The sequence below is a fragment of the Chitinophaga sp. RAB17 genome (assembly GCF_052114225.1).
In the GTDB taxonomy this organism is placed as follows: Bacteria; Bacteroidota; Bacteroidia; order Chitinophagales; family Chitinophagaceae; genus Chitinophaga.
Genome location: NZ_JBFREI010000004.1, coordinates 386,328 through 411,428 on the forward strand (window position 1 = coordinate 386,328; position 25,101 = coordinate 411,428).

The 25,101-nt window shown below is 46.2% G+C and carries 20 protein-coding genes; 7 read left to right on the forward strand and 13 right to left on the reverse strand.

Annotated features, from left to right (window positions below):
- Nucleotides 1-138: 138 nt before the first annotated feature.
- From AB4Z08_RS16855 to AB4Z08_RS16865, 3 genes are read left to right on the forward strand one after another with little or no spacing between them, the layout of a single operon-like run.
- The gene (locus AB4Z08_RS16855) at nucleotides 139-1,218 is read left to right on the forward strand and encodes an efflux RND transporter periplasmic adaptor subunit (protein ID WP_441574932.1); all 1,080 of its coding nucleotides are present in this window, start codon (nucleotides 139-141) and stop codon (nucleotides 1,216-1,218) included.
- On the forward strand, nucleotides 1,215-2,474 hold the full coding sequence (locus AB4Z08_RS16860) for an ABC transporter permease (RefSeq protein ID WP_441574933.1): 1,260 nt from the start codon (nucleotides 1,215-1,217) through the stop codon (nucleotides 2,472-2,474). The genes AB4Z08_RS16855 and AB4Z08_RS16860 overlap by 4 nt, the downstream gene beginning before the upstream one ends.
- 1 nt (nucleotide 2,475) lies before the next feature.
- On the forward strand, nucleotides 2,476-3,156 hold the full coding sequence (locus tag AB4Z08_RS16865; RefSeq protein ID WP_441574934.1) for an ABC transporter ATP-binding protein: 681 nt from the start codon (nucleotides 2,476-2,478) through the stop codon (nucleotides 3,154-3,156).
- A gap of 2 nt (nucleotides 3,157-3,158) precedes the next feature.
- Here the strand turns inward: AB4Z08_RS16865 and AB4Z08_RS16870 are convergent, their stop codons facing one another.
- The 9 genes from AB4Z08_RS16870 to AB4Z08_RS16910 form a co-directional block, all read right to left on the reverse strand.
- On the reverse strand, nucleotides 3,159-3,686 hold the full coding sequence (locus AB4Z08_RS16870) for a 5' nucleotidase, NT5C type (RefSeq protein ID WP_441574935.1): 528 nt from the start codon (nucleotides 3,684-3,686) through the stop codon (nucleotides 3,159-3,161).
- A 64-nt stretch (nucleotides 3,687-3,750) separates the two neighbouring features.
- Nucleotides 3,751-4,512: a 3-keto-disaccharide hydrolase gene (locus AB4Z08_RS16875; RefSeq protein ID WP_441574936.1), complete on the reverse strand. Its 762-nt coding sequence runs from the start codon at nucleotides 4,510-4,512 to the stop codon at nucleotides 3,751-3,753.
- A gap of 47 nt (nucleotides 4,513-4,559) precedes the next feature.
- Nucleotides 4,560-5,711, reverse strand: coding sequence for a Gfo/Idh/MocA family protein (locus AB4Z08_RS16880; protein WP_441574937.1), 1,152 nt, complete (start codon nucleotides 5,709-5,711; stop codon nucleotides 4,560-4,562).
- A 28-nt stretch (nucleotides 5,712-5,739) separates the two neighbouring features.
- A complete protein-coding gene (locus AB4Z08_RS16885; protein ID WP_441574938.1) occupies nucleotides 5,740-6,780 on the reverse strand; it encodes a sugar phosphate isomerase/epimerase family protein in 1,041 nt (346 codons plus the stop codon).
- A 24-nt stretch (nucleotides 6,781-6,804) separates the two neighbouring features.
- The gene (locus tag AB4Z08_RS16890; protein ID WP_441574939.1) at nucleotides 6,805-8,004 is read right to left on the reverse strand and encodes a class I mannose-6-phosphate isomerase; all 1,200 of its coding nucleotides are present in this window, start codon (nucleotides 8,002-8,004) and stop codon (nucleotides 6,805-6,807) included.
- A 3-nt stretch (nucleotides 8,005-8,007) separates the two neighbouring features.
- Complete coding sequence (locus AB4Z08_RS16895) at nucleotides 8,008-9,087, reverse strand: aldose 1-epimerase family protein (RefSeq protein WP_441574940.1); 1,080 nt, start codon at nucleotides 9,085-9,087, stop codon at nucleotides 8,008-8,010.
- A gap of 28 nt (nucleotides 9,088-9,115) precedes the next feature.
- Nucleotides 9,116-11,806: a c-type cytochrome gene (locus AB4Z08_RS16900; RefSeq protein ID WP_441574941.1), complete on the reverse strand. Its 2,691-nt coding sequence runs from the start codon at nucleotides 11,804-11,806 to the stop codon at nucleotides 9,116-9,118.
- 101 nt (nucleotides 11,807-11,907) lie between these two features.
- Nucleotides 11,908-13,389, reverse strand: a complete 1,482-nt coding sequence (locus AB4Z08_RS16905) for a RagB/SusD family nutrient uptake outer membrane protein (RefSeq protein ID WP_441574942.1) — start codon at nucleotides 13,387-13,389, stop codon at nucleotides 11,908-11,910.
- 24 nt (nucleotides 13,390-13,413) lie between these two features.
- Nucleotides 13,414-16,530, reverse strand: a complete 3,117-nt coding sequence (locus tag AB4Z08_RS16910; protein WP_441574943.1) for a SusC/RagA family TonB-linked outer membrane protein — start codon at nucleotides 16,528-16,530, stop codon at nucleotides 13,414-13,416.
- A gap of 252 nt (nucleotides 16,531-16,782) precedes the next feature.
- Between AB4Z08_RS16910 and AB4Z08_RS16915 the strand changes: the two genes are divergently transcribed.
- Nucleotides 16,783-17,526 carry an SGNH/GDSL hydrolase family protein gene (locus AB4Z08_RS16915; RefSeq protein ID WP_441574944.1) on the forward strand — a complete coding sequence of 248 codons (744 nt, stop codon included), beginning with the start codon at nucleotides 16,783-16,785 and terminating at the stop codon, nucleotides 17,524-17,526.
- Nucleotides 17,527-18,546, forward strand: a complete 1,020-nt coding sequence (locus tag AB4Z08_RS16920) for a serine hydrolase domain-containing protein (RefSeq protein ID WP_441574945.1) — start codon at nucleotides 17,527-17,529, stop codon at nucleotides 18,544-18,546.
- A 234-nt stretch (nucleotides 18,547-18,780) separates the two neighbouring features.
- On the opposite strand, the gene AB4Z08_RS16925 is transcribed toward AB4Z08_RS16920, so the two are convergent.
- Nucleotides 18,781-19,296, reverse strand: a complete 516-nt coding sequence (locus AB4Z08_RS16925; protein WP_441574946.1) for a hypothetical protein — start codon at nucleotides 19,294-19,296, stop codon at nucleotides 18,781-18,783.
- A 140-nt stretch (nucleotides 19,297-19,436) separates the two neighbouring features.
- Between AB4Z08_RS16925 and AB4Z08_RS16930 the strand changes: the two genes are divergently transcribed.
- On the forward strand, nucleotides 19,437-19,955 hold the full coding sequence (locus AB4Z08_RS16930; protein WP_441574947.1) for a 3'-5' exoribonuclease domain-containing protein: 519 nt from the start codon (nucleotides 19,437-19,439) through the stop codon (nucleotides 19,953-19,955).
- Between the two features lie 38 nt (nucleotides 19,956-19,993).
- Here AB4Z08_RS16930 and AB4Z08_RS16935 read toward each other — a convergent pair whose 3' ends face one another.
- The 3 genes from AB4Z08_RS16935 to AB4Z08_RS16945 form a co-directional block, all read right to left on the reverse strand.
- Nucleotides 19,994-22,348: an ABC transporter permease gene (locus tag AB4Z08_RS16935; RefSeq protein WP_441574948.1), complete on the reverse strand. Its 2,355-nt coding sequence runs from the start codon at nucleotides 22,346-22,348 to the stop codon at nucleotides 19,994-19,996.
- A 167-nt stretch (nucleotides 22,349-22,515) separates the two neighbouring features.
- A complete protein-coding gene (locus tag AB4Z08_RS16940; protein WP_331960378.1) occupies nucleotides 22,516-22,752 on the reverse strand; it encodes a VF530 family protein in 237 nt (78 codons plus the stop codon).
- A gap of 48 nt (nucleotides 22,753-22,800) precedes the next feature.
- Nucleotides 22,801-23,832, reverse strand: coding sequence for a GntR family transcriptional regulator (locus AB4Z08_RS16945; RefSeq protein ID WP_441574949.1), 1,032 nt, complete (start codon nucleotides 23,830-23,832; stop codon nucleotides 22,801-22,803).
- 203 nt (nucleotides 23,833-24,035) lie between these two features.
- Between AB4Z08_RS16945 and rhaT the strand changes: the two genes are divergently transcribed.
- Nucleotides 24,036-25,091 (forward strand): L-rhamnose/proton symporter RhaT, encoded by a 1,056-nt coding sequence (rhaT, locus tag AB4Z08_RS16950; RefSeq protein ID WP_441574950.1) that lies wholly within the window; start codon nucleotides 24,036-24,038, stop codon nucleotides 25,089-25,091.
- Nucleotides 25,092-25,101 lie beyond the last annotated feature (10 nt).

The following is a 25,101-nucleotide window of genomic DNA, read 5'->3' on the forward strand; positions in this document are numbered from 1 at the left end:
TAAGCGTGGGCCAGGTATGAAGGTACAAATTTTTAAGGGTTACAGATATCACGATTTCTGTCATATGCAGTACATTTGATGATTACAAACTACTAATGACGCACTGCCGGTATTCATCTGGCAGGAAAAATATATTGCATGAAGGCAATTAAAATAATACTGGTCATCTGTTTATTATCTTCCTGTAAAAGTAAATGGGAAAAGACACAGCCAGTAGCCGAGAAAATTTCCGAATCGGTATATGCATCCGGCATTATTAAAAGCAGGCACCAGTACCAGGTGTTTTCAAAAGTAAACGGGTTAATTGTAAGCATTCCTGTTACCGAAGGAGATACTGTGAAAAAGGGTGATCCCCTGATGGTGATACTGAATGAAACAGCGAAGCTGAATACAGAGAATGCCGCCCTGTCGGCCGCTTACGCTTCAGTGAGCGCCAATGAAGATAAACTCAATGAGCTCAAAGTAAATATAGATCTGGCCAAAAATAAATTGAATAATGATTCACTGCTGCTCGCCCGTCAACGCCGGCTATGGGAACAGCAGATAGGGAGCCAGCTACAGGTGGAACAGGCAGAACTGGCCTATAAAAGTTCCCTTACCAACTACAATGTAGCCCTGTATAAATACAACGACCTGCAGAAACAACTCCGCTTCACTGCCAGCCAATCCGGTAAAAACCTGGAGATCAGTACCACCCAGAAAAATGACTATACCGTTAAAAGCGATATCGATGGCAGGGTATATAGTTTGTTGAAGAAAGCAGGAGAGATGGTGAATACACAGAGCCCGGTGGCCATCATCGGTGCATCGCACGACTTTTACCTGGAATTACAGGCAGACGAATATGATATTGCCCGCATTAAATTGGGACAAAAAGTATTCATTACACTGGATAGCTATAAGGGACAGGCATTTGAAGCGGTTGTAGAAAAGATATATCCATTCATGAATGAAAGGTCCAGGTCTTTTACGGTAGATGCCCGGTTTATTACAACGCCACCGGTAGTATATCCTAATCTCACGCTCGAAGCCAATATCGTGATTCAAACAAAAGATAAAGCATTAATTATCCCCCGTAATTATCTTTTAGAAGATGATTATGTAATGCTGGAAAATAAAGAGAAGAAGAAAGTGGTAACGGGGCTGAAGGATTATCAGAAAGTAGAAATCATCAGCGGACTAAGTTCAGGAGATGTTATTATTAAGCCGGCGCCATGAACCACAAACTAATTTTCAGCATATCATTTTCATTGCTGCGCGCCCGCTGGAAACAAACGCTGGTAGCAGCGATAGGCGTTACATTCAGTATTACGATGTTCATTGCATTGCTGAGTTTTATGACCGGTTTAAATGGATTACTGGATGGACTGGTGCTGAACAGAACACCACATGTACGTATCTATAACGATATCAAACCCAGCAAACATCAGCCTGTCAACGTTTCGGGCCAGTATAAGCAATACCATAACTTTATTAAGTCCGTAAAGTCGGCCAGTGGGCGCCAGGAAATATTCAACAGCGGGGCCATCATGGAAGTACTGAAAAATGATAACAGGGTACTGGGCTTCGCTCCTAAAATTATTGCACCGGTGTTCTTTAATGCAGGTACCATCGATATTACCGGCGTGGTAAATGGTATTGATGTACAATCGGAAAGCAACCTGTTTCATTTTAATGATTACATCATTACAGGAAAAGCGATCGACCTGAAAAACGTACCTAACAGCATTATTCTGGGTAAAGGAGTCGCTGATAAGCTGCTGGCAGATCCCGGAGATGTGGTACAGGTGACTACTTCGCAGGGAGACATCATGCCGCTGAAAGTAGTGGGCTACTTTCAATCGGGGCTGCAGGACTTTGATAAAGTACAATGTTATGCATCTATCAATACCGCACAGAAATTACTGGGGAAACCCAATAATTATATCACGGATATACAGGTGAAGCTGAAAGATATGAGCCAGGCGCCTGCAGTGGCGAAAGAATATGGCGGCTTATTTCAGGCTGATACAGAAGACATTCAAACCGCTAATTCACAATTTGAAACCGGCAGTTTTATCAGGACATTGATTTCCTATTCTGTGGGCATCACGTTATTGATTGTAGCAGGGTTTGGGATCTATAATATTCTGAACATGATGATCTATGAAAAGATGGATGCGATTGCGATCATGAAAGCTACGGGTTTTTCGGGTAGTGATGTAAACCGGATATTTATTGTGATTGCACTGAGCATTGGGCTGGCTGGCGGTTTGGTAGGACTGGTCCTGGGCTTTTGTTTATCTGCCGTTATTGACCAGATTCCGTTCCACACAGCGGCGCTGCCCACCATTACTACTTTTCCCGTGAATTATAATCCGGCCTTCTATTTTATAGGAGCTATATTTTCACTGGTCACTACTTACTTTGCCGGTTACTTTCCTGCGAGAAAAGCCAGCAAAGTAGATCCTGTCATTATTATAAGAGGAAAATAAGATGAGCGACGTTATCCTGCAAGCCAGTCATATCAACAAGTACTTTCATGATCCGGTAACCGTACCGGTACTGAATGACCTGAGCATGTCTGTGAATAAAGGGGAGTTTGTGGCGGTAGTAGGGAAATCAGGTTGCGGAAAGTCTACCTTGCTATACATTTTATCTACGATGGATACCGACTATGAAGGGCAGATCTGGATTGAGCAGAAGCTGGTGACTGGTCAAAAGGAAAAGCAACTGGCGCGGATCCGCAATGAAAAAATAGGTTTTGTATTCCAGTTCCACTACCTGCTCAATGAGTTTACGGTATTGAAAAACGTGATGTTGCCGGGGTTGAAACTTAATAAATATTCAGAACAGGAAGTAGAACATCGTGCGATGGAACGCCTGCGTATGCTGCATATGGAAGACCTGGCACTAAAGAATGCGAACCAGCTTTCCGGCGGACAAAAGCAAAGAGTGGCCATTGCCCGCGCGCTGATCAATGATCCCGCCATTATTATGGGGGATGAACCTACCGGTAACCTCGATAAGAAAAACGGACAGATTGTATTTGATATCTTCCAGGAGCTGGCATTACAATATCATCAAACCCTGCTGATCGTTACGCATGATCCGGAGTTTGCTGAAAATACCAACCGTATTATAGAAATGGAAGACGGCAGAATTATCCGTCAGTAGTCTTACAATAATTTTTTCGCGGCATCTTCCCAGTTCAGGATCCGCTCATAGCCTTCTTCATGCACGTTATGATGTCCATGATACAGGTAGGCTTTCCCTTTGAAGTTGGTGAAGTTACGTGTCAGGTCATCGATCATGATATCTGTTTGTGCAATGGATTTGTCCCCGCAAAAGCAATACTGTTGCCAGCCGAGAAAAGGGAAGAATTCCTGCAGCCAGTCGTACTTATCTTTTAGGGAGTTGGGGAACTCCATGGCGGCAGAGAGAATATATACTTTATATTTTTTATTCAGCTCTTTCACTACTTCCCTTGCGTTGGGAAATATTTCCAGGTCGCGGAAAAATCCGGGAGTGTTGAGGTATTCTTTTATTTTGGCTTTATGTTCTTCCGGCAAAATATCTGAGAGAGTTTTGCCGTGTAGTTCTTCCGTGGTGAATGTTTTGCCGTAATCCCTGTAGTACCATGCTCTGGCTTTTTTGATAGGGTCGGCAATCGTTTCGTCCATGTCTATGGCAATAGATAGCTGCATCGTTTCCAATTTTAATGCAGCTAATATAATAAAAAAAGAGCGGAGGAAATATCCTCCGCTCCGCTTAAAGACGTTTCAGCATAATATGCCGGTATTCCACCTTCATGGGTGGCCCCACATGTACTTGTACGCCCAGTAAGCCTTTGGCTTTACCGTTTACTTTATCATTGTCGGTTACTTCACTCATCAGCACATCATTGATGTAGTGTTGTAAACGATTGCCTCTCACGATAAGATGACATTTATTCCAGTCTTCACTTTTAATCAATGTTTGCAGGGAATCGCTGCTCCCCAGGGAGCCGGTCACCAGGGCGGCGGTCCAGGCGTTGTTTTTGATACCATCCTGCAATGAGGTGGTGGGAGCCGGAATCGTGGTTTTTTGTCCGCGATACGCGAGCGTGGTGCGTCCACGTTCTTCGTAGTTCTGGCCGGTATAACGGTTGGCGCCATCAATATCTGCCTGATAGCCTTTCAGGGCATGTGGTACATTTTCTACCGGCACACTGCGATAGTTAATGCCACTGTTGCCACCGCTGGTAATCCTGAACTCACAGGTGAGTTCAAAGTTGGCAGGTTGTCCGCCCTGCCAGATAAGAAAGGTATTGGTTTTGAGCAATGTTGCCGGTGTTACTTCACCTACCAGGTTACCATTTTCTGCGCGCCAGTGAACGCCGTCACCTTCCCAGCCCTTTAATGTTTTGCCATCAAAGATTTCAACGAAGCCACTATAGTTGCCCATGCTGCTGACGGTCTGGCAGCTGCTGGTGGAAAACAGCGCGGCGGCTGCCACCAACGGAATAAACAGGGCACTGGATCTTTTCAGCATAGTTGTTATTTTAAGATGTTTGTTTTTCGTATATCCACCGGCGATAGTTATGCAGCATCTGTGTTTTTCCAGGTGCCGCTGTTGGCCGAGTCTGATACTGCCTGGCAAACTTTCTGTGTTTCCAGCGCTTCTTTAAATGTAGGAGAACATGGCGTGCCGGTTTCCAGGCTTAACATGAAATCTGCTACCTGGTGAACAAAGGAATGTTCGTAGCCGATGCCCAGTCCGGGTACCCACCATTTATCCATATAGGGCTGGTCTCCATCTGTTACGTGGATGGAACGCCATCCGCGCAGCGTAGATTCGTCTGCGTTATCGAAGTATTCCAGTCGGTTTAAATCATGCAGATCCCAGCGTATAGAAGCATGTTCCCCGTTGATTTCGAATGTATATAAAGCTTTATGTCCGCGTGCATAACGCGTTGATTCAAAGAGTCCCAGCGAGCCGTTATTGAAGCGACACAGGAAGGAGCAGGCATCGTCAATATTTACTTTTTCTACTTTGCCGGTGAGTTGATGCATGCGTTCTTTTACAAAGGTTTCTGTCATGGCAGTAACGGTAGAAATACTACCATTCAGCCATAACGCCGTGTCGATACAATGGGAGAGGAGGTCGCCCAATACGCCGGAACCGGCCACGTCTGCATCCATGCGCCAAAGGCCTTCGCCGCCCTGTGGGAGGTTGGCGTTGATGGTCCAGTCCTGAAGGAAATTGGCGCGGTAATGAAAAATGCGTCCCAGTTTCCCGGAGTCAATGATTTTTTTAGCTAAAGTAACAGCTGGCAAACGACGGTAGTTATACCATACTGTATTAGGCACGCCTGCTTTTTCGATGGCGGTTACCATGCCTTCAGATTCCGCCAGGGTTCTTGCCAACGGCTTCTCACAAAGGATCATTTTGCCGGCAGCCGCAGCGGCGATGGCAATTTCGGCGTGCATATCATTGGGTGTGCAGATATCTACTGCATCGATGTCTTCCCTGGCCAGTAAGGCTTTCCAGTCGGTTTCTACTGATTCATAACCCCACTGATCGGCAAAAGCGCGGGCTTTACTTTCTGTGCGGGAACATACTGCTTTCAGCACCGGCACATAGGCGAGTTGAGGGAAGAAATTCTTTACACGCAGGTATCCGTTGGAATGCGTTCTGCCCATAAAACCACAGCCTATTAATCCTATCCTCAGTTCTTTCTTTTGTGTCATAGTTGTCACTGATTATGTTGTTGAAAATCTATTCCTGCCAGCCATGCAACTGACGTACATTGATCATGGCGGCGAGGATATCATTCCAGGTTTTTGCCTGGGTCATCACTGCATTGGGAAACATACAGCCATCCCAGCAAATATGCTGGAACGCTTTGGTGAGTTCCCCTTTATCGTCACGCAGCCAGTAACCTGCATCCACGGCAATGTTCAGTTTGCCGTTGGGATCAGTGGCGAGGCAATGTCTGCCTGTTTTATCGTGTGAGCCGGTGCCATGTACGGTACCATCATTTTGTGCTACATGAAAATCGGTCGTCCAGGGACGCAATGCATTCGTGAGCGTACGCAATCCTGTTGCGAGGGCGTCCCGGTCTTTCCAGTCAAAATCTGACGGCAGTATACGATCCTCCGGGCTATTATATCCCAGCAGGTACAGGAAGGTATGCGACATATCGGCCTGGAAGCCAATATTAGGTCTGTCTACCGCCTGTAATGTATCCAGCATTGCTTTCCAGCTGTGCATGCCGCCCCAGCAGATTTCGCCCTCTGCAGCGAGTTTTTCGCCATAATCAGCTGCTACGTCACAAGCTTCCCGGAAAGTTTGTGCAATCAGTTTGGTGTTGCCGGCAGGGTCCTGTGCCCAGCTTTCAGGGGTGGAGGCAGAATCGATACGCACAATGCCATTGGGCCGGATGCCCAGCTCCCGGAGCCGCTGGCCTACGCGGCACGACTTGCGCACCTCCTCTACAAACCGTGCCCGCTCTTCTTTACTGCCCATCGCCGAGCCACCGCTCGGAGGCCAGATAGGTGCAACGAGGCTACCTATTTCCAGGTTGTAGGAAGCTACTTTATCTGCCAGTCTTTTGAGATCATCATCAGTGCTATCTACAGATACATGCGGGTCAAACAACCCGATGTCGATGCCATCGAATTTAACGCCGTCTACTTCGGCTTTGGCTGTCATTTCCAGCAGGGTATCAAATGGAATGATCGGTTCTGAACCATCACCCTTGCCTACAATGCCCGGCCAGGTGGCATTGTGGAGTTTTGGATAATTATTTTCTTTCATCACGCAGATTTTTTTAGTCAGTAATTACAGCACCAGGTCTGGGTTACCCGGACCAAAATGTTTCAGCATTACAATAGGATCCGTGGCAGAAGTATTTACGATGGTAACACCTGCAGTGGCTGCAGCTTCGCTGATGAAAAATTCATCATTGGTGAGCTGCCCGTAACGGATCAGTGCAGGGGTTTCTATATCCCATACGCCCATTTTACCGTGGCCCTGCATCACAATGATGCCGTAGGCGGCACTGTCTTTTATTACTACTGTGGCGCCGGGTGCTACGGTGAGCTCTTTGGCGCTGAAAGCATCTGATTTATAGCATACCCAGTTTTCGGTATATCCATCTCCGTTAGCAGCCAGTTTAGGTGGCATGAAGCGATGCTGGAATTGGTTGGGGTCTACGTTCAGTTCCCAGTCTATCACGTCCATGAGCGCATCATAATCGCCGATGCTTTCTTTGGGTGTGCCGTTCCAGAGCAATACTTCCGGTACAATGGCTTCGTTTACGAGCGACTGGTACATCGCGAATACATCAGAAGCTTTTTGTGGTTCGTAGGTACACAAGCTACCGGGGGCATGTAACAATCCCGGCGGTACATCCCATCCGGTGCCGGGTTCCAGCCGGTATGCCTGAGAGTAGTTGGTGATTTTGTTATCGCCTTTGGTGAAATTCACGAGGCATTCTTTGATCTGTTCTTTAGTAGTACCGGGGGCAATACCCATAAATGTATAAGGGAAATCACCACCATGGTTATTCAGCTGTGGTGGAAAGTAGTAGGCTTCCGGTTTTCCTGCCTGTCCTATCAGTGCTGCTTTTTCATCGTTATGATGAATATGATGGGGGAGTGGTCCCATATTATCAAAAAATTTGGAATACATGGGCCAGGCGCCATATTGATCCCAGAGTCTTTTGCCAATCAGCTGGTCTTTTAATTCGCTGATGGCATCTTTTAATAAAAATTGTTGGGTACTGTTACCATCACTCACCACGACCATGCTTAAACCCTCATTTTCGCCCGTTAGAGGCCCGTTCTTTGCCGGAGTGGTAGAGGACAGCCAACGCTCATCGATGCCGCCTCTTTCGCCTCCCAGGATGTAATAATCATCCGGGTGTAATTTGATTCGCCGGCCTGGCACACAAAATGATCTGGGTACCCAGTTTGGTGCCAGTCGGAGAATCCCTTGTCCCTGTTCGAGTGCTTTTGCAGCTAAACTTAATTTTTCCATGGCTTAATGATGTATGGAGGTTGAAAGATCAGTTTTAAATTGTTCAATGGCGGCGGCAGTATGCAGCAGGTCTACCTGCAGTTCATAGTGTCTGCTTTCTCCCGGCGTCATCATAATCAGCGTACCTTCCCTGCGGGCCTTCGCCTGCCCCGTAGGTGGATGGGTACCGGGTTCCAGCCCCATCACATACTCGCCTTTGCCCCAGTGCTGCCAGTTGGTGAGCACGGGTAGTTGTTGTTTTTTAAAACGAAGGGAAAGCGCCAGTGCCAAGCCGGCATTATGAATACCGCAGGTACACCATCCGTCGGCGCCGGCGGCAACATCAATGATGGCGGCTTCTTCTCCGCCACCAGCATGACTATCCTGCGGCGCCATGCATTTTTTGTAATTATTATCCTGCCGGAAGATGTGATCCGGATTGCCTGCACGGGAGCGCCAATCGCCCTCCCAGCAGATGTCTGCACCTTCGTCTACCAGCGGCCAGCCAAAGTTGAAATGGTACAGGAGCATATGTGGCGCGGTAGTATTGCCCCTGTTAATGACTTCATCATGTACACGGATACCGGCTTTGCCGAGTGTGCCGGAGATGGTACGTTTCAATACCAGCTGAGGACCCAGTACCTGTACCTGCTGTATAATGCCGGTAATGCTCATCTCCATCTGACCATTTACCGGATCGGGTTGTATAATGGAAATGATTTCTGCCGGCGTATTACTGATGGGGCCATGCAATCCCCGTTCCCCATATTCATCTGATTCAGGGCCGCCTACATGAGTGAGGCCACAGGTGGTCATTAGTCCACCGCCAAAGGTTTGGAGCCAGTCCAAACCTTTGTCAGTTAATCTTTGCGGTGCGGTAACGCCACCATGACTGATCCATGCCAGGCTATGCTGATTGAAAAAAGCATCTGCAATATCCATGGCGCGATCTATCACTACCTTATACCGTAAGCCGGCACCGGTATTGATCCAGGCGATGCGGGTGCCCCTGCCGGGGCCATTGTCCAGCACCGCCGTTTCTATACCGCCCAGTTGTAAATGGTTCGATAGCTTATGTTCCCATGCCTGTTTTTGTATAGCCATCCGCGTTATTTATCTTCCGGAAAAAATATTATTTACTCGCCTGCTTCGGTTTTGCAAATACCGCATCCTCTTTGTTGCCACCAGCTTTCAGGTAAGCCAGCAGGTCTCTCAGTTCATCTTCATTGAGACGGTTAATCAGCCCTGGCAGCATCACAGAAACAGTAGACGTTTTGGTGCCGGCTACTTCGCTCTTTTTCAACTCCCTCGTTTCGGTAGTCGCAAAAGGATTCTGCGAAATGATATATTTATCTTTGTCCTGGCTCACCAGGCGACCTACTACGGAACCGCCGTTCTTCAGCGAGAAAACAGTGGCGCCATATTGGTCAGAAATGGTTTTGCTCGGATCAATGATTGCTTCCAGGATATCTTTGCTGGAAAAACGTGTACCCAGCTGCGTTAGATCCGGACCAGCTACACCGCCTTCGCCACGCATACCATGACAGGAGCTGCAGAGGGAAGTAGCAAACATGGCTTTACCCTGTTCAAAATTGCGGTTGGTTAATCCGCTGTCTACCACTTTCACGGCTTCGTCCAGCTTCCAGTTTCTGCCGGGTCCTACAGGCTGCGCATAACCCTGGGCGAGGTTGCCATTGCTGTTCAGCAGGGAATCACCGGATACCTGGTTGAAATGTGCCAACTCACTTTTCGGTACGTTGGCCAGCGCATTTTTACGCGCATTGTTAATGAAGCCAATGAAACTATGTCCGCCTTTATACGTAAATGCATGATAGAACCATTGGAAATATTGTTCCTGTAAAGCGGGCGTCCAGCCATTCTTTGCCTGACTTAAAACTGTCGCATACCAGGTTTGTTGTAATGGCGGCATTTTAGAGAGCATCCCTGCTATATCCAATCCATACTGTGGGTTACGCATAATCAGGTCGGCAGACTGCATGGCTGTTTTCTGTGCTGCCGTATCATCTTTGGCGGCAGCCAGCAAAGCCATGGTTTTTTCTACCGCTTTGGGTGCATCCAGGTATACCAGTACCTTGCTCAGTGATCTGTTGAGATCATTGTTGCCGGCCGGATACTGTGGATCGAGATAAGTGGCTATTTGCGCAGATAAGGCAGCATCAGGTTTTCCCATGCGCACAAATACCAGCTCAAATGCGCGGAGCAGATCTATCTGTTGGGAAGGCGACAGCTGGGCATAGTTAATGGTCATGAGTTGTGGGAGCAATAACTTCTTCACATCTTCCTTACCCTGACGGGCCAATGCAATGCTGCTCTGTATCAGCGTTTCAGGATCTTTCTCCTGCAGTACTTTATTCTGCCACTGGCTTACCGGTTGATTTTCGATAGCGACTCTCGCGGCAAAGCGGATAAAGCGATCCTCGTTTTTCAGGTAGGGCCATGCAAAATCAACGGCACCGGGCTTGGCACCACCATGATACGCTTCCAGTTGTTTGCGGATGTTAGCGCCTTCGGTAGGTGTAGTTGCCGCCAGTGGTTCGTTACTTTCTTTATTGTCTTTATAATATACACGATAGAGATCTGATTCCAGTCTGCGACCACCGGTGAGGAAATACAAAGCGCCATCGGGACCAATCACGCCATCTGTCAGCGGCAGCGGAGATCCGGAAAGGAATTCTTCCGCGCTGGCTTTGTAGGAAGCGCCTTCAGGTTGCAGATGGATAGCGTAGATAATGCCAAAGCTCCAGTCAAACGCAAACAATGATTTGCGGTATTTCTCCGGGAAACGTGCTTTGCCACCATAGATGAGGTTAGTAGGAGAGCCCTGGCCTATATTTAATAGCGGAGGTAAATTATCCGGATAGGCAGGAGACCATTTTTCCGTACCCGGGCGCCAGCCGTATTCACTGCCGCTGGTCACCTGGCAAATGCGTGTAGGACGATACCAGGGTGTACCAAAATCCCACTCCATATCAGAGTCATAGGTGAACATATCCCCCTGATCATTAAAGGTAAGATCAAAAGGGTTGCGGAAGCCGGAGCTGATCAGTTCCCAGTTGGTACCGGTAGAATCAATATGCGCAATCCATCCGCCGTGTGTATTCACCGTATTATCGTGACCGTTAGGGTCTTTGATAAACGGCAGAATGTTATCGATGTTCGTGGAAGGAGGCACCTTATAGGTATTCATCTCCGGTATTTTTGTAAAATTCCCGGCAATCACATAAATGGATTTTCCATCAGGAGACAACACAATGCTGTGTGGGCCGTGTTCTCCTTCACCATCCAACGCTTTCAGCATGGTCACTTTATCAAACTGATCATCGCCATCGGTGTCCTGCAGGCGATATAGACCACTGCCCTTGTTGAAGCGGTCATCGCTGTTATGGTTCACCATTACATACAGGCTGTTGAATGCATAAAGCAATCCCTGTGCATAACCCATAGACACCTTTTGGGTAGACGTATCGTTGCCGATATTCAGCTTTTCAATTTTCAGTTTAGACGAATCTTCGCCCACAGCAGGTAATTGAAGCCGGTAGAGGAAGCCATACTGATCAGACACAATCATACGACCCTTGTTGTCAAAGGTCATGGACACCCAGGACCCTTGTTTGTTGTCGCCAGGACTGTACAGCCGTTCGGCCTTAAAATTATCAGGTAATTTTAAAGCGTCAATTTTCGAATTCCCTGTTACCTTGTCTTTTGACGTTGAGTCGTTTCCGTTATTGCAGGCCACCCCCGTTATAAAAACGGTGGAAATGAGCACTAGTAGCCTGAATGGTCTTTTTCTTAACGTGGTCATAATATATTCTTGAATAAGTTCCTGAGATGATACTATTGATATGGGTCGTTCAGTATAGCTGTAGTAATATAGTGAACGTTTCCCCTTTTTTTCTATTTTTTTTACCAGCCGGTATTTTGTTCAAATCCATTCAATCTTATTTCTCTTTCAGGAATCGGGTATAATAACTGGTACGCCTGTATGTTATAAGAAGCAGGGCTGAGCCTGGTCAAACGCTTTTTCTCTTCAATACCATGTGCAGTCATTACCGACAAGGCTTTGCCGGTGCGAAGCAGCTGGTACCAGCGTTGATCTTCAAACGCCAGCTCAACGCGCTGTTCGTGGAATACGGTATCACGGAAAGCCGACTGACCTAATGCCGGCACTGGGTCTAATCCGGCGCGTTTACGTACGGGATTTATATACTGCAGTGGGTCGCCATTACCGGTTTCATTGATGGCTTCTGCCAGCATCAGCAGCACCTGTGAATAGCGGTATACCGGCCAGTTCTCATTGGCGCGACCATCCAGTGCATAAGGGGGATGATAGAATTTACGGATGAGCGGTAATTTGCCCCCGAAAGCAACAGATTCTGCAAAAGCAGCATTGGTAGGACTATCATACATGAAGATAGAGGCATCCTTTCTTTTATCCTTTGGTTCATACGCATTTACGATGCTGGGCGTAGGCATATTACAACCACCGAGATTGCCGTTGAAGCCGGTCAGGTCTTTTTTGCCGTTACGCGGACCAAAAACAAAAATGTAATTGCTGCTTTCTGTTTCCAGGCCGGAGTTATACTGCACCGAGAAAATAGATTCCGTATTATTCTTTTTTGCGGGATCAAAGTTATCTGCATAATTATCCACCAGCGAATAATTCAGCGCCACTACCTGTTGCAGGGTGGTCACCGCTTTCGGATAATCTTTCATGGTCATATACACATCGCCGAGCAATGTTAAAGCGGCTCCTTTCGTAGCCCTGCCGGTTTGGCTGCTGCTATAGCTGGCGGGTAAACCGGCGGCAGCATCGGTGGCATCTGCAATGATCTGTGCATATACTTCCGCTACACTTGCTTTTTTAGGAGTGGAAGCCTGCTCCGGGCTGGCTACTTCTTTCACCAGTAGTGGCACACCGCCGAAAAGACGCACCAGGTGAAAGTAGTACAGGGCCCGGAGGAATTTAGCTTCGCCGGTATATTGTTTTTTAGTTGCCTCGTTTGCAAATGGTACCGCATCGATGCGGGAAATGATCACATTGGATTGTTGTATGTTATAATACAATTGTGCCCAGGTATTATTCACATAGTTATTGCTGTTGGTGATCAGGAACTCATCAATTTCTTCCCGCTGTTGCGCACCGCGATCACTTTCATCATACTGGTAATTGGTATTATCAGCTCTCATTTCGGACATGGCCCAGTAGTCGCTGGTGTAAAAGCCCTGTAATTGTCCATAGCAGCCATTGACAGCACGTAATATCTGGGCTTCTGTTGTATAATAATTGGATCCGCTGGAAAAAGAGTTTGGTTTTACATCCAGCATATTGTTACATCCATTCAGTGCGATCGCTAAAAGCGCGATAAAAGGTATTTTCGTTTTCATGTTGCTATTCTTTTAGGAACTGAATTAAAAGGAGAGATTAGCGCCCAGTGAATAAATTCTTGGAACCGGATAACTGGAATAGTCGATGCCCGGTACCAATGCGCCACTACCGCCTTTACCCAGGTAATTGGTGACTTCCGGATTGCCGCTGTATTTAGTGAACAGGATCGCATTTTGTACACTCAGATACACCCTGGCACTTTGTACAAATCCAAATTTCGGAAGACTGTAGCCCAGCGTAATATTTTTCACCCAGGCATAGTTGTTTTTTTCTACGGTCAGTGAACTTACATCTCTGTACATCACCCTGCCCCGGCCGGAACCATTGGTAGTAGGCACTTTGCCGTTGCCTGGATTGGATTCAGATCTCCACCTGTTAGCTACATCTTTTCTTACGTTGAATACACCATCAATATTACCATTGTAATCATTGGTGGCATGTAAACGATCAGCTCCCATAGAACCCACCACTAATACACGGAGGTCAAATTTTTTGTAATTCAGGATATTGGTTAAACCCCAGTTGAAGTCCGGATAAGGATTGCCGATAATGGCAAAGTCTTCCCGCGGATTAATCACGCCATTGCCATTGATATCCTTGAAACGGATATTACCAGGAATCGCACCCGGAAATGCCGGTCCTTTGTCTACTTCTGCCTGGTTCTGATAAATGCCGTCAAATACATATCCGTACAACATTGCCAGCGGTTTGCCGACCATACTTACGTTGGTAGGATTGCCTTCACTGGAGTTACCGGAGTAAATAGGTGCATTATCTTTTCCTAACTGCAATACTTTGTTGCGGTTGAAGGAAATGTTGAAGTTAGTAGTCCAGGTAAATGATTTGCTTTCCATATTGCGGGAAGAGATACCAATTTCAAGACCCTTGTTTTCCATGTCACCCTTGTTCTGTGTTACGGTGGAGAAGCCACTGGATTGAGGTACTTCCACATTTAACAGCAGATCCTGGGTGTTTCTTTTATACGCATCAATGGTCAGGTAAACACGGTCTTTCCACAGTCCAACGTCAACGCCTATATTTAATTCACGCATTTTTTCCCAGCCCAATGCAGGATTGCCCAGGGAATTCATTACGCGTCCACCGGCTAGCGCACCACCCAGTACATAATCACTGGTGCCGATGTTGCTCATGTAAGAATAGTTACCAATATTGAAGTTACCGGAGAAACCATAAGATGCTCTTAATTTCAGGTCACTGAAAATACGGGAGGATTTCATAAAGTCTTCCTGTGAAATACGCCATCCCAGGGCAACAGAAGGGAAGGTGCCCCAGCGGTTTTCCGGTCCGAAACGGGAAGAACCATCGCTTCTCACGGTAGCGGTAACCAGGTATTTATCTTTATAGGCGTAGTTGATCCTGGCGAGATAAGATAATAAGGCCCATTCTGTTTTGTCGGTACCACCGGTGATGGTGGCGGCTCCGTTTAATGTTTTAATATCATCATCAGGATAGTTGGCGCCATTGAAACCGGCGGATTCTTCTTTTTGCGATTGCACACTGTAGCCCAGTAACCCGGTGAAAGCATGACCGTTGCTGGTATTATACTGATAGGTAAGTGTATTTTCGTTTAGCCAGTTCAGGTAGTTTCCACTATTGTAACCACCGGAAGGAATACTGGGTGGTGCAGTGTTGGTGCTGCCAATGGTAGAAGGAATGAAATACTCGCCGGCGCCTTCCTGGTAGTCTACGTTAAAGGTAGATTTGAACTTCAGGTTTTTTATAATCTCGTATTCTCCGTAGGTATTAAAAAGGATGCGGGTGCTTTTGGACTTATTAGTGACGTCATTGAGGAACATCACCGGGTTGGGAAGTCCAAAGGTACCAGGACTCTGAATATATGCATTGTAGCTGCCATCTGGTTTGTAGATAGGTTCAATGGGGCTGGCAATACCGAAGTATCCACCACGGCCTTCCCCGTTGGTGTTGCCTTTGCGGGTAGTATAGGAAGGTGCTACGTTAAAACCTACTTTTAACCTGTCAGAGAGATTGGCATCTACGTTAGCTCTTACAGAAAATCTTTTGTAACCGGAGTTGATCACCACACCATCCTGGTTATAATAACCGGCAGAGATATAAGTCCTGATTTTTTCGGTACCACCACTTACACTCAGGTTGATGTCCTGCATAGGCGCCACGCGTGTAATGGCATCAAACCAGTTGGTGCCTTCACCGATCAGTTCCGGGTGACGATATATTTCCGGAATGTCTGCATCGGTAGGTTCGCGGTGTTCGGTAAACCGGATATTATCTTCTATCGCTTCTTTTCTGAACTGCGCGAACTCCTGTCCGTTCATCAGGTCGGGGCGTCCTTTCTTTGGAATCTGCTGCAGGCCGTAGTTAGCGGAGAGTTGCACGGTTGGAATACCGGAGCTGCCTCTTTTGGTAGTAATGAGTACTACGCCGTTGGCGCCTCTGGAACCATAGATAGCCGTAGCGGATGCATCTTTCAAAACCGCCATAGACTCTATATCCTGTGGATTGATCGCATTCATCGGATCAGATACCTGGTCGGAAGAAGATGCCAAAGGATAGCCATCCACAACATATAAGGGCTGGCTGCCGGCGCCTACTGCACCAATACCACGCACCTGTACCTGCGGACCGCCACCAGGGATACCATTGGAGGTACTTACCTGTATACCGGCAATCTGCCCGGCCAATGCCTGGTCCGGACCTGCTACCGGCATGTCTTTTACATTTTTCATAGATACAATACCCACGGATCCCGTTACATCCTTTTTTTGCTGGGTACCATAACCTACCACCACCACCTGGTTCAGCAATTTATTGCTGGACTCCAATTGTACACTGATTTTAGTACGGGTACCCACGTGAATCGTTTTAGTAACATAGCCGATAAAACTAAAAACAAGTGAATCTGTGCTGCCGGCAGCAATTGTATATCTGCCATTGGCATCACTAAAAGCGCCCTGACTGCTTCCCTTTACGCCGATGGTAACACTGGGAAGAGCAGAACCGGCAGCTGCATCTGTTATTTGACCGGTGATAGTATTCTTTTGTGCGTAGCCAAGTGAACAAATGAACAGGAGTAAGAAAGTGGCCCCATAACGTGCTAGACGGGCATATCCTTTACGACAAAGGATGTAAACTTTAATCATAACGAGTGGAATTAGATTGGTGATGAAACGGCGATTCTTAACGGAAATAAATTTAGGTGAAGAATAATACATTCCTGTCCTGTTGCGTCCTGTACTGTCCTGCACTGTCCTGTTTGAAGACCGCTGATCCTTGTCTGTTCATCTTTAGTAATCAGCCATTAGTAATGGCCGGAAAAAAATGTTATTTTCCCACTGCATTTATCACCGGCACTCCGCCAATGGCTAAACGCTTTTAAAATCTGATCCATGAAAATGAAAAAATTAAGTTGGCCGTTAATGGCATTTTTTATGATGCTGGGCACTGCTGCTTTTGCACAGGATACTGCGGATGCTGAGGCTAAACAAAAGCAAAAAAATGAAGAGCTGATGAAGCAGGACTGGGCCTGTCTGAAATGTTTCCAGGAAGAAAATGCTAAAGTAGCAGCACCTGAACCCGGTGAAAAAAGGGTAGTGTTCATGGGTAATTCTATTACGATTGGCTGGGGAAGTCTGAACCCTGAGTTCTTTAAAGGCAAGCCGTATATCAACAGGGGTATTAGCGGACAAACCACACCGCAGATGCTGATCCGCTTTCGTCCTGATGTAATTGACCTGCATCCGAAAGTGGTAGTGATCCTGGCCGGCACAAATGATATAGCCGGTAACACGGGCTACACACCGATTGCCACTATTTTTGGGAACATCGTATCCATGGCGGAACTGGCCAAAGCTAATGGCATCAAAGTCGTACTCTCCTCTGTACTGCCTGCATATGACTATCCATGGCGCAAAGGACTGGACCCTGTCTCAAAAATTGCAGACCTGAACCAGCGGATTAAAGCATATGCCGCCAAAAATGACTGCGTGTATCTCGACTACTATACCGCTATGGCAGATGAACAAAAAGGATTACAAAAAGCGTTGACCTATGATGGTGTACATCCTAACAAGGAAGGTTATCTTGTAATGGGTCCACTGGCCGAAAAAGCAATCGCCACCGCCTTAAAAAAGAAATAATTGAAAACCTGTCAATTACTCCTCACCGGATTACTGATGCTGGCAACCACCTGTGTGGCAGCACAGCAAAGCCTTTCCGCCCGTCTGGATTCATTATTGTCCACTGAAAATGTACGCGAATTCAGTGGTGTAGTACTGATCACTCAAAATAGTAAACCCATTTACGCTAAAAGTAAAGGGTATGCCAACAGAGAAACGAAATTGCCCATCTCCCAGGATAGCCGCTTCACTGTGATGTCTATCAGCAAACAGATCACCGCCGTAATGGTATTACAAGAGGTAGACAAAGGACATATACAGCTGCAACAAACGCTGCATACTTATTTGCCTGCATTGAAAGAGAAATGGGCCGACAGCATTACCATTCATCAGCTGTTAAATCATACTGCCGGCGTGGTATGGTATGATCAGCCGCTGGCATTTACGCCGGGATCAAAGCTGGCGTATTCCAATTTCGGATATGTATTGCTGCAATCATTGCTGGAACAGGTTACTGGTAAGGCTTATACAACATTGACAAAGGAGCTGTTTAAAAAGACGGGCATGCTGCATTCCGGCGTACCGCCACGGGCGCAGGCCATACAAGGGTATGCAGAAAATAAAGACGGAAAACCAGAGGCAAAGAAAGGCCCGTTGCCGGAATTATTGCTGGGAGCTGCAGGTGTGGTATCCACGGCTCCTGATCTGGCACGCTGGAATGAGCAATTGCATAGTGGTAAATTACTGCATGACAGCACCTATCAGGCGATGATCACCGTATGGGCACCAAGGGAGCATCCCGTGGTAGGAAAAACGGGTGGCGGTTATGGTGTGATGGTTAATGAAAGCAAGGATGAAATAGGACATACCGGTTACTTACCGGATCTGGGATTCATCGGTATTAACTTTTACTATCCAGCCACACATAGCAGCATTGTGATATTGGAGAATGTGGCGGGCAGTGCAACAGATATTCACAGCGCTTATTATTTCGAGAAAGCCATCCGGGAACTGGCGTTGCCGGTAGTGAAAGGAAAGTAGTACAGTTCATTACATAATTGCACTGCGACAATATGTTATTTTTTGTTGCAGTGTTTTCTAATTCGAATATTTTCCCTTAATTTCATTATTCACCAAAGAAAAGGAGGTATTCATGCTATCTACAGAATATTCATGGACACCTAAGGTTAATTTAGTTTAACCAAGGCGGCTCCATAAAAGAATCTGTTAACGCTTTGGCGTTAAAGGCATCCTGGCATAGCCGGGATGCCTTTTTCATGGTAGTATTCGCCGGCATTCAGCTGCTTCTTTCTGTAATATTTCAGTGGCATCCAGCTCATCATCTTCAAACCGGTTATGACCAGTAGACTCTTCATACACCCATGCTCCCTGCCGGAAGTAATACCAGCCCTGGAAATTGCTTTCGTAGGTATGAGGCACCCTTTGGCCCGTTGAGTTGAAGTGGGGGCCTGAAAATTCATTATACACGCAGATGAGCGCATTGTTTTTATAGTAGTAAACAAACAGCTCTTTGCCCTCATCATCCTGCCCCTGCAGAGTCATTTTTATCAGGGTGCTATCTCTGTAAAATCCTGTCAGCTGCCTGTTGGAGCCGTGTACATATAAATGGGAAATATCCGCTTTTGCCACTACTTTTTTCAGCGACTTGTCGGCATCTATCTGCCTGCATATTTTATTGATAGCAGCCGTTTTTTTATTTTCCGGCTGGGAGCGGGCATCATAGGGGTTAAGCAGCCATAGAATAAGCAGTAGGAAAAAGCAATATTTCATATCAGACTTTTGGAAAAGATAGGGTTAATTTTTGGTAGCAGGAAAGCCGCTGCAGTACTGTTTTTGCTGATATAGTAATTTTTTATATTTTTGTGAGACGAAAAACAAATTGTTTAACCCAAAAAACCAAATTACATCTCATGGCTTTTATTATGGTGGACGTGGAAAGTGACGGACCTATACCGGGCGATTTTTCTATGATTTCATTCGGCGCTGTACTCGTAAATGAACAGCTCAACCAAACTTTTTACGGTCAACTGAAACCCGTTTCCGATAAGTATATCCCGGAAGCATTGGCGGTTTCGAATCACACCCGCGAAGAAACCCTGACCTTTGATGATCCGGCAACGGTGATGTTGAATTTTAAGAACTGGATAACGGCGGTATCGAAAGACCGGCCCATTTTTATCAGCGATAACAATGGTTTCGACTGGATGTTTATCTGTTGGTACTTTCATCATTTTCTGGGTGAAAACCCTTTTGGATTCAGCTCTCAGAACCTGGGCAGTTTATACAAAGGAATAATGAAAGATACGTTTACAACGTTCAAGCACCTACGGAAAACGAAGCATACCCATCATCCGGTCGATGATGCGAAAGGGAACGCAGAGGCGTTGCTGACGATGAAAAGAGAACTTGGACTAAAGGTGAAGTTCTAGTGACCTGCAGCGGTGTCATCGCTGCAGGTTTGTTATTGTTATCGCAAACTCCTGATAGGGTTCACCAGACCGGCTTTTATGGCCTGGTAAGCAATGGTGATACCGGCAATAGCCACTGATACACTGATTGCAATCAGGAAGGTGCCGCCGCCAATACTGGTCTGGTAGGCAAAATTATCCAGCCATTTATGCATCACGAACCATGCTACAGGAGCGGCTACGCAGAAAGATAGCATGATCAGTATAATAAATTCTTTGGCAAAAAGTCCTACAATATCGAATAGAGAAGCTCCCAGTACCTTGCGGATACCTACTTCCCGCGTGCGCTGTACCGCTGCAAATGCCACAAGGCCGTATAATCCCAGGCAACCAATCAGTATAGCAAGAGACGAAAACAGTTTGAAGGCGGTATATAGTTTTTGCTCCTGTTTGTATAAACCGGCAATACGATCGTCCAGGAATTCATACGAAAACTGATCCTCAGTAAAGAGTGCCGACCAGGTTTTGTCGATACCGGAAAGTGTATTATGCATATTGCTTGGTTGTATCCTTATACAGGCGGTTCTAAAACCATTGGAGTTGTATTCCATTACGCAGGGCCTTCTTTTTTTATAGCGTGACTCACTCTGGAAGTCCTGCACTACCCCGGTAATCAGCGCTGTGCGGCCATTGACATGGAAGCTTTTGCCAATAGCTTTTTCGGGTATTTGTATGCCAATTTTGTGGAGCAGTGTTTCGTTAACCAGTACTCTGCGTACGGTATCTGCATCTGTTAGTTTACGGAGATTTTCACCTGCGAGCAGCTTGATGGAAAACATATCGAGGTATTGTTCATCAATAGCCTTCATCTCCGTTACATCGTCCTTGATAACACCTGCTTCGGGGCAGCTGAAGGGAGCAAATCCACTACCACCTACGGGAGGTCCGGAGGCAAAGCTCAGTTGCTTTACACCGGGATTGGATAATAATTGCTCCTGTAAAATATCACGTTTTTTACTGTCTGGTACCCGGAAGGACACAACAGCTTCTTTATTAAAGCCCAGGTCCTGGTTTTGCAGAAAATCCATCTGGTAGCCTACAATGAGGGTACCGGCAATCAGTAATTGTGAAATCCCAAATTGGGTAGAGACTAATATTTTGCGTAAGCCTAATCCTTTAATAGTGATGCCTGTATTGCTTTTGAGTGAGGCGGCAGGTTGAAAGGCAGATTGCACAAAAGCAGGATAAAGACCAGCTAAAAGTATAACTGTTACAGTTAGTCCTGCCAATGTCAGCAGTATTTGCGGCTGTAATAATTGTGCCCCTCCGATCTTAATACTCATCCAGGAGGCCATTACCGGCAAAAAGAGGGCGGCGGCAATGGTGCCCAGCACAACGGCGATCAGCACCAGCAGGGTGGTTTCCGCAAGAAATTGCCGGATCAGTTGTCCGCGGTAGGCACCCAGTACTTTGCGTACACCTACCTCTTTGGCGCGGCGTATAGCCTGCGCCGTAGCCATATTAATGAAGTTAATGCAGGCAGTGATAATAATAAAAAAGGCCACCATCCCCAACCCCCAGTAAGTTTCTTTACTCACGGTAGGACTGGCGGGATTTTCCAGGTAGCGCTGATCAAAATGAATTTCTTTTAATGGTTGCAATAGTAATGTTGCTTCACGACCGATATCTGCGCCCCAGTTTTTGGTGATAAATCCCGGTATCCTGCGCCGCAACTGTTGCGCATCATATTTTTCCGGGAGCACAATATATGTGCTGCCACCACTAATCGAATAAAAACCTGATCGCTTCAGCACATCGGCTTTAATAGTTTCATAGGAAACAAGGAATATGAAAGGCACACTGCTATTGGTGGGAGGATCTTTCACGATACCGGTTACTTTCAGATTTTCTTCGTTATCCAGGTTGATCACCTGGCCCATTGGGTCCTTATCGCCAAAGTATTTTTTGGCAATGGTTTCTGTCAGCACGACTTCGTTCGGCTCTGATAAGGCGGTGCGTGGATCTCCTGCCACCCAGGTGTAATCAAAAATCTTCAGGAAGGCCGCATCCGCGAACGCATATCCTTTTTCATTATACCGCGCATTGCCGGTTTTTACCAGCCCATCTCCCTGGTACCAGTACTGTGAAACCTGCTCCAGCTCGGGGAAGTCGTTACGCAGCGCAGGCACCACTACCAGCGATACACTGGAGTTATAATCCAGCGCATGTAAGGTAACCCGATAGGTACGATCCGCTTTTGGGGAAAAGCCGTCATAGCTCAACTCATTCCGCACAATTAAAAATATAACCAGGCAGGCGGCAATACTTAACGTTAATCCGAATACATTCAGAAAGGTATAGCTGAGATTCCGCCGGATCGCTCTGAAGGCTGTTTTTAAATAACTGGTGAACATGGAATGTATTTTATGGGCCGGAGAGCAAGGCGCCAATGAAATGCCATTTTGTTAAACAGCTGACTTTCAGTGGATAAGGAAGTGGTGAGTTAACTAAAATGTCCGCTTTTGGAGGCCGGGTGTTCAATACTGAACAACCGGCGGGAGATTAATATGGGCAGCTATTATTATTTGAGCTTATTCTTTCTGAGGGAGTATTTATAAAAGTCTTCCACTTTTTTCCGCGCCCATGGCGTTTTTCGCAGGAACTTTAAACTGCTTTGTACAGATGGGTTACTGGTGAAGCAGTTAATTCTGATTTCTTCTCCCAGCACTTCCCAGCCATAACTCTCATAGAGATGTGTTACTATTTTCTCTAGTGTAAGCCCATGCAGCGGATCATTGGATTTTTCTGGTGTTTGCATTTTTTTCCGTTTAATGTCCCAAAGGTACAGAACCTTGATCGAAATAAGTTACAGGGAGGCCCGCATGGTTACATAAAATGGTACTTCAATCTGTGCCCTCGAATGGTCCAGGATCAGCTGTGCTGCCATTTCTCCCATACACTTGAAATCAGTGGAAATAGTAGTAATGCCGTTCAGGATGAATTTCTTTAAGGGTGTTTCGTTATAGGAAATCACACCTACATCTTTTCCTATCTGTAAATTCAACGATATGATTCTTTCTATCAGTAACACCAGGTCATTTTCCCGCAGGTTAATATATACATCTCCCGGCTGTATATCTTCTTCTTCAATCTCATTTACTTTCTTACTGCTGAATGCATAGTTCTGGCAGAACTGTGCAAAGCCTTCATATATTTCTTCCGGGTAATAAGTATTTTCCGGGTAAATGATTTTGAGGGTATGATACTGCTGTAGCTTATCCCTGGCCTGTTCCAGCGCACCGTAAATATCTTCCTGGAAGTTTTCATACACTGCTCCATATTCACCGGTGACCCCTTTCAGCTTTTTATCCAGCAGGATTAGTTTCTCTTTGGGGATAGCATTGATCACTTCATCCACATGTTCCCAGCGTTCCCTGAAGTGTGGGAGGATCACTATATGCGTATATTCATTGATGTTCTGCGATAGCAGTTTCTTAAACAAACTGAAGTCGCTGTTGTAAATATAGAAGTCGATGTTCGCCTGTTCTCCTAATTTATCAGCGAAGGAATCATAAATGATTTTTTTGTGTTCGCTCAGTTTGTTGAACAGGAGTAGTATCTTAAACTGCTGATCAAGGTTGGTATGTTGTACATAATAACCTTTGCCCGGAACGGATCCCAGTATCCCCAGGCCTTTCAGGTATTTATAGGCTTTTTCGGCGGTGTCTCTCGATATTTCAAATGCATAGCTGACTTCATTGATCGAAGGTAAGATATCGTCCTGCTGAACTTTCTGGTCTACTATTGCTTTAATAATAGAGTTGGCCAGCTGAAAATATTTAGGCGTGGCAGAGAAGTCATCTATAAACAGGTATTTGAAAATCGGATGTTGTTTCATGGCTCAGTTGATTATTAGTCACATGGAATAAGCGGTTAGTCACGTGGAATTAGCTGTCAGCAACTTTTCCCGACAATGATAGTAATTTAAATTTACAATTGGCACAGGATATTGGAAGCATGACAGTCCATGACAGTTTAAAATTATACATGCTTTATTTTTATGAAACATTAGTTTTCCACGTTACAAATTTCAACGTCATTATGCAGGCTTTACTGGGAGTTTTATTCCACTTCATTGGAGGGTTTGCCTCCGGCAGTTTTTATATCCCTTACAAAAAAGTGAAGGGGTGGAGCTGGGAAAGTTACTGGATTGTAGGAGGCGTGTTTTCCTGGCTGGTTGTCCCCTTAGTGGCTGCCTGGCTCACCGTTCCCGGTTTCATGGACATCATTGGAAGCACGGAGGGACATGTACTTTTCTGGACTTATTTCCTGGGCGTGTTATGGGGTATTGGTGGTTTAACCTTTGGCTTGTCTATGCGCTACCTGGGTATGTCGCTGGGTATGGCAGTGGCGCTGGGCTTTTGTTCTGCTTTTGGCGCCCTTATACCGCCCATTTACCGTGGTCTTTTTACTGATGATCCCAATACCCTGGGCGCCATGCTGCATACCAGTAAAGGTATGTTTGTGCTGCTGGGGGTAGTGGTATGCCTGGCAGGCATTGCGATATGCGGAAGAGCGGGCATGTTGAAGGAAAAGGAGCTCTCGGAAGCACAGAAGACGGAAAGCATACAGGAATTTAACCTTCGCAAAGGATTAGTGGTGGCCATTGTTTCCGGGATACTGAGTGCCTGCATGAGCTTCGCTATTACAGCAGGCAACAGCATGGGCAAAGCGGCCGTGGCTAACAATGCCAACCCGCTGTTCAAGAACAATGTTATTTTTGTAATTATCATGTTAGGCGGACTGACCACCAACTTTATCTGGTGCATGATCCTGAATAGGCGGAATCAGTCTTTCAACGATTATACGAACAAAGAAACGCCATTGGTAAAGAATTACTTGTTTGCGGCCATCGCCGGCACTACGTGGTTTCTGCAGTTCTTTTTCTATGGCATGGGAGAAAGTAAGCTGGGCAATGATGCCAGCTCCTGGATCCTGCATATGGCTTTTATTATCCTGATTTCCGGCATGTGGGGCTTTGTGTTGAAGGAATGGAAAAATGCCAGTAAAAAAACATTCGCTACCATTTCCCTGGGTATATTCACCATTATTCTTTCTGTAGTCCTGGTGGGATATGGTAATTCATTAGACAATTAACCCGCAGCAT

Excerpts from the sequence above, each read along its gene's own strand:
- AB4Z08_RS16880 (WP_441574937.1), bottom strand. The coding sequence starts at position 5,711 with ATGACACAAAAGAAAGAACTGAGGATAGGATTAATAGGCTGTGGTTTT.
- AB4Z08_RS16890 (WP_441574939.1), bottom strand. The coding sequence starts at position 8,004 with ATGGAAAAATTAAGTTTAGCTGCAAAAGCACTCGAACAGGGACAAGGG.
- AB4Z08_RS16925 (WP_441574946.1), bottom strand. The coding sequence starts at position 19,296 with ATGAAATATTGCTTTTTCCTACTGCTTATTCTATGGCTGCTTAACCCC.
- AB4Z08_RS16940 (WP_331960378.1), bottom strand. The coding sequence starts at position 22,752 with ATGCAAACACCAGAAAAATCCAATGATCCGCTGCATGGGCTTACACTA.
- AB4Z08_RS16865 (WP_441574934.1), top strand. The coding sequence starts at position 2,476 with ATGAGCGACGTTATCCTGCAAGCCAGTCATATCAACAAGTACTTTCAT.
- AB4Z08_RS16915 (WP_441574944.1), top strand. The coding sequence starts at position 16,783 with ATGAAAAAATTAAGTTGGCCGTTAATGGCATTTTTTATGATGCTGGGC.
- rhaT (WP_441574950.1), top strand. The coding sequence starts at position 24,036 with ATGCAGGCTTTACTGGGAGTTTTATTCCACTTCATTGGAGGGTTTGCC.
- AB4Z08_RS16895 (WP_441574940.1), bottom strand. The coding sequence starts at position 9,087 with ATGGCTATACAAAAACAGGCATGGGAACATAAGCTATCGAACCATTTA.
- AB4Z08_RS16855 (WP_441574932.1), top strand. The coding sequence starts at position 139 with ATGAAGGCAATTAAAATAATACTGGTCATCTGTTTATTATCTTCCTGT.
- AB4Z08_RS16870 (WP_441574935.1), bottom strand. The coding sequence starts at position 3,686 with ATGCAGCTATCTATTGCCATAGACATGGACGAAACGATTGCCGACCCT.
- AB4Z08_RS16875 (WP_441574936.1), bottom strand. The coding sequence starts at position 4,512 with ATGCTGAAAAGATCCAGTGCCCTGTTTATTCCGTTGGTGGCAGCCGCC.
- AB4Z08_RS16935 (WP_441574948.1), bottom strand. The coding sequence starts at position 22,348 with ATGTTCACCAGTTATTTAAAAACAGCCTTCAGAGCGATCCGGCGGAAT.
- AB4Z08_RS16910 (WP_441574943.1), bottom strand. The coding sequence starts at position 16,530 with ATGATTAAAGTTTACATCCTTTGTCGTAAAGGATATGCCCGTCTAGCA.
- AB4Z08_RS16860 (WP_441574933.1), top strand. The coding sequence starts at position 1,215 with ATGAACCACAAACTAATTTTCAGCATATCATTTTCATTGCTGCGCGCC.
- AB4Z08_RS16905 (WP_441574942.1), bottom strand. The coding sequence starts at position 13,389 with ATGAAAACGAAAATACCTTTTATCGCGCTTTTAGCGATCGCACTGAAT.
- AB4Z08_RS16930 (WP_441574947.1), top strand. The coding sequence starts at position 19,437 with ATGGCTTTTATTATGGTGGACGTGGAAAGTGACGGACCTATACCGGGC.
- AB4Z08_RS16900 (WP_441574941.1), bottom strand. The coding sequence starts at position 11,806 with ATGACCACGTTAAGAAAAAGACCATTCAGGCTACTAGTGCTCATTTCC.
- AB4Z08_RS16885 (WP_441574938.1), bottom strand. The coding sequence starts at position 6,780 with ATGAAAGAAAATAATTATCCAAAACTCCACAATGCCACCTGGCCGGGC.
- AB4Z08_RS16945 (WP_441574949.1), bottom strand. The coding sequence starts at position 23,832 with ATGAAACAACATCCGATTTTCAAATACCTGTTTATAGATGACTTCTCT.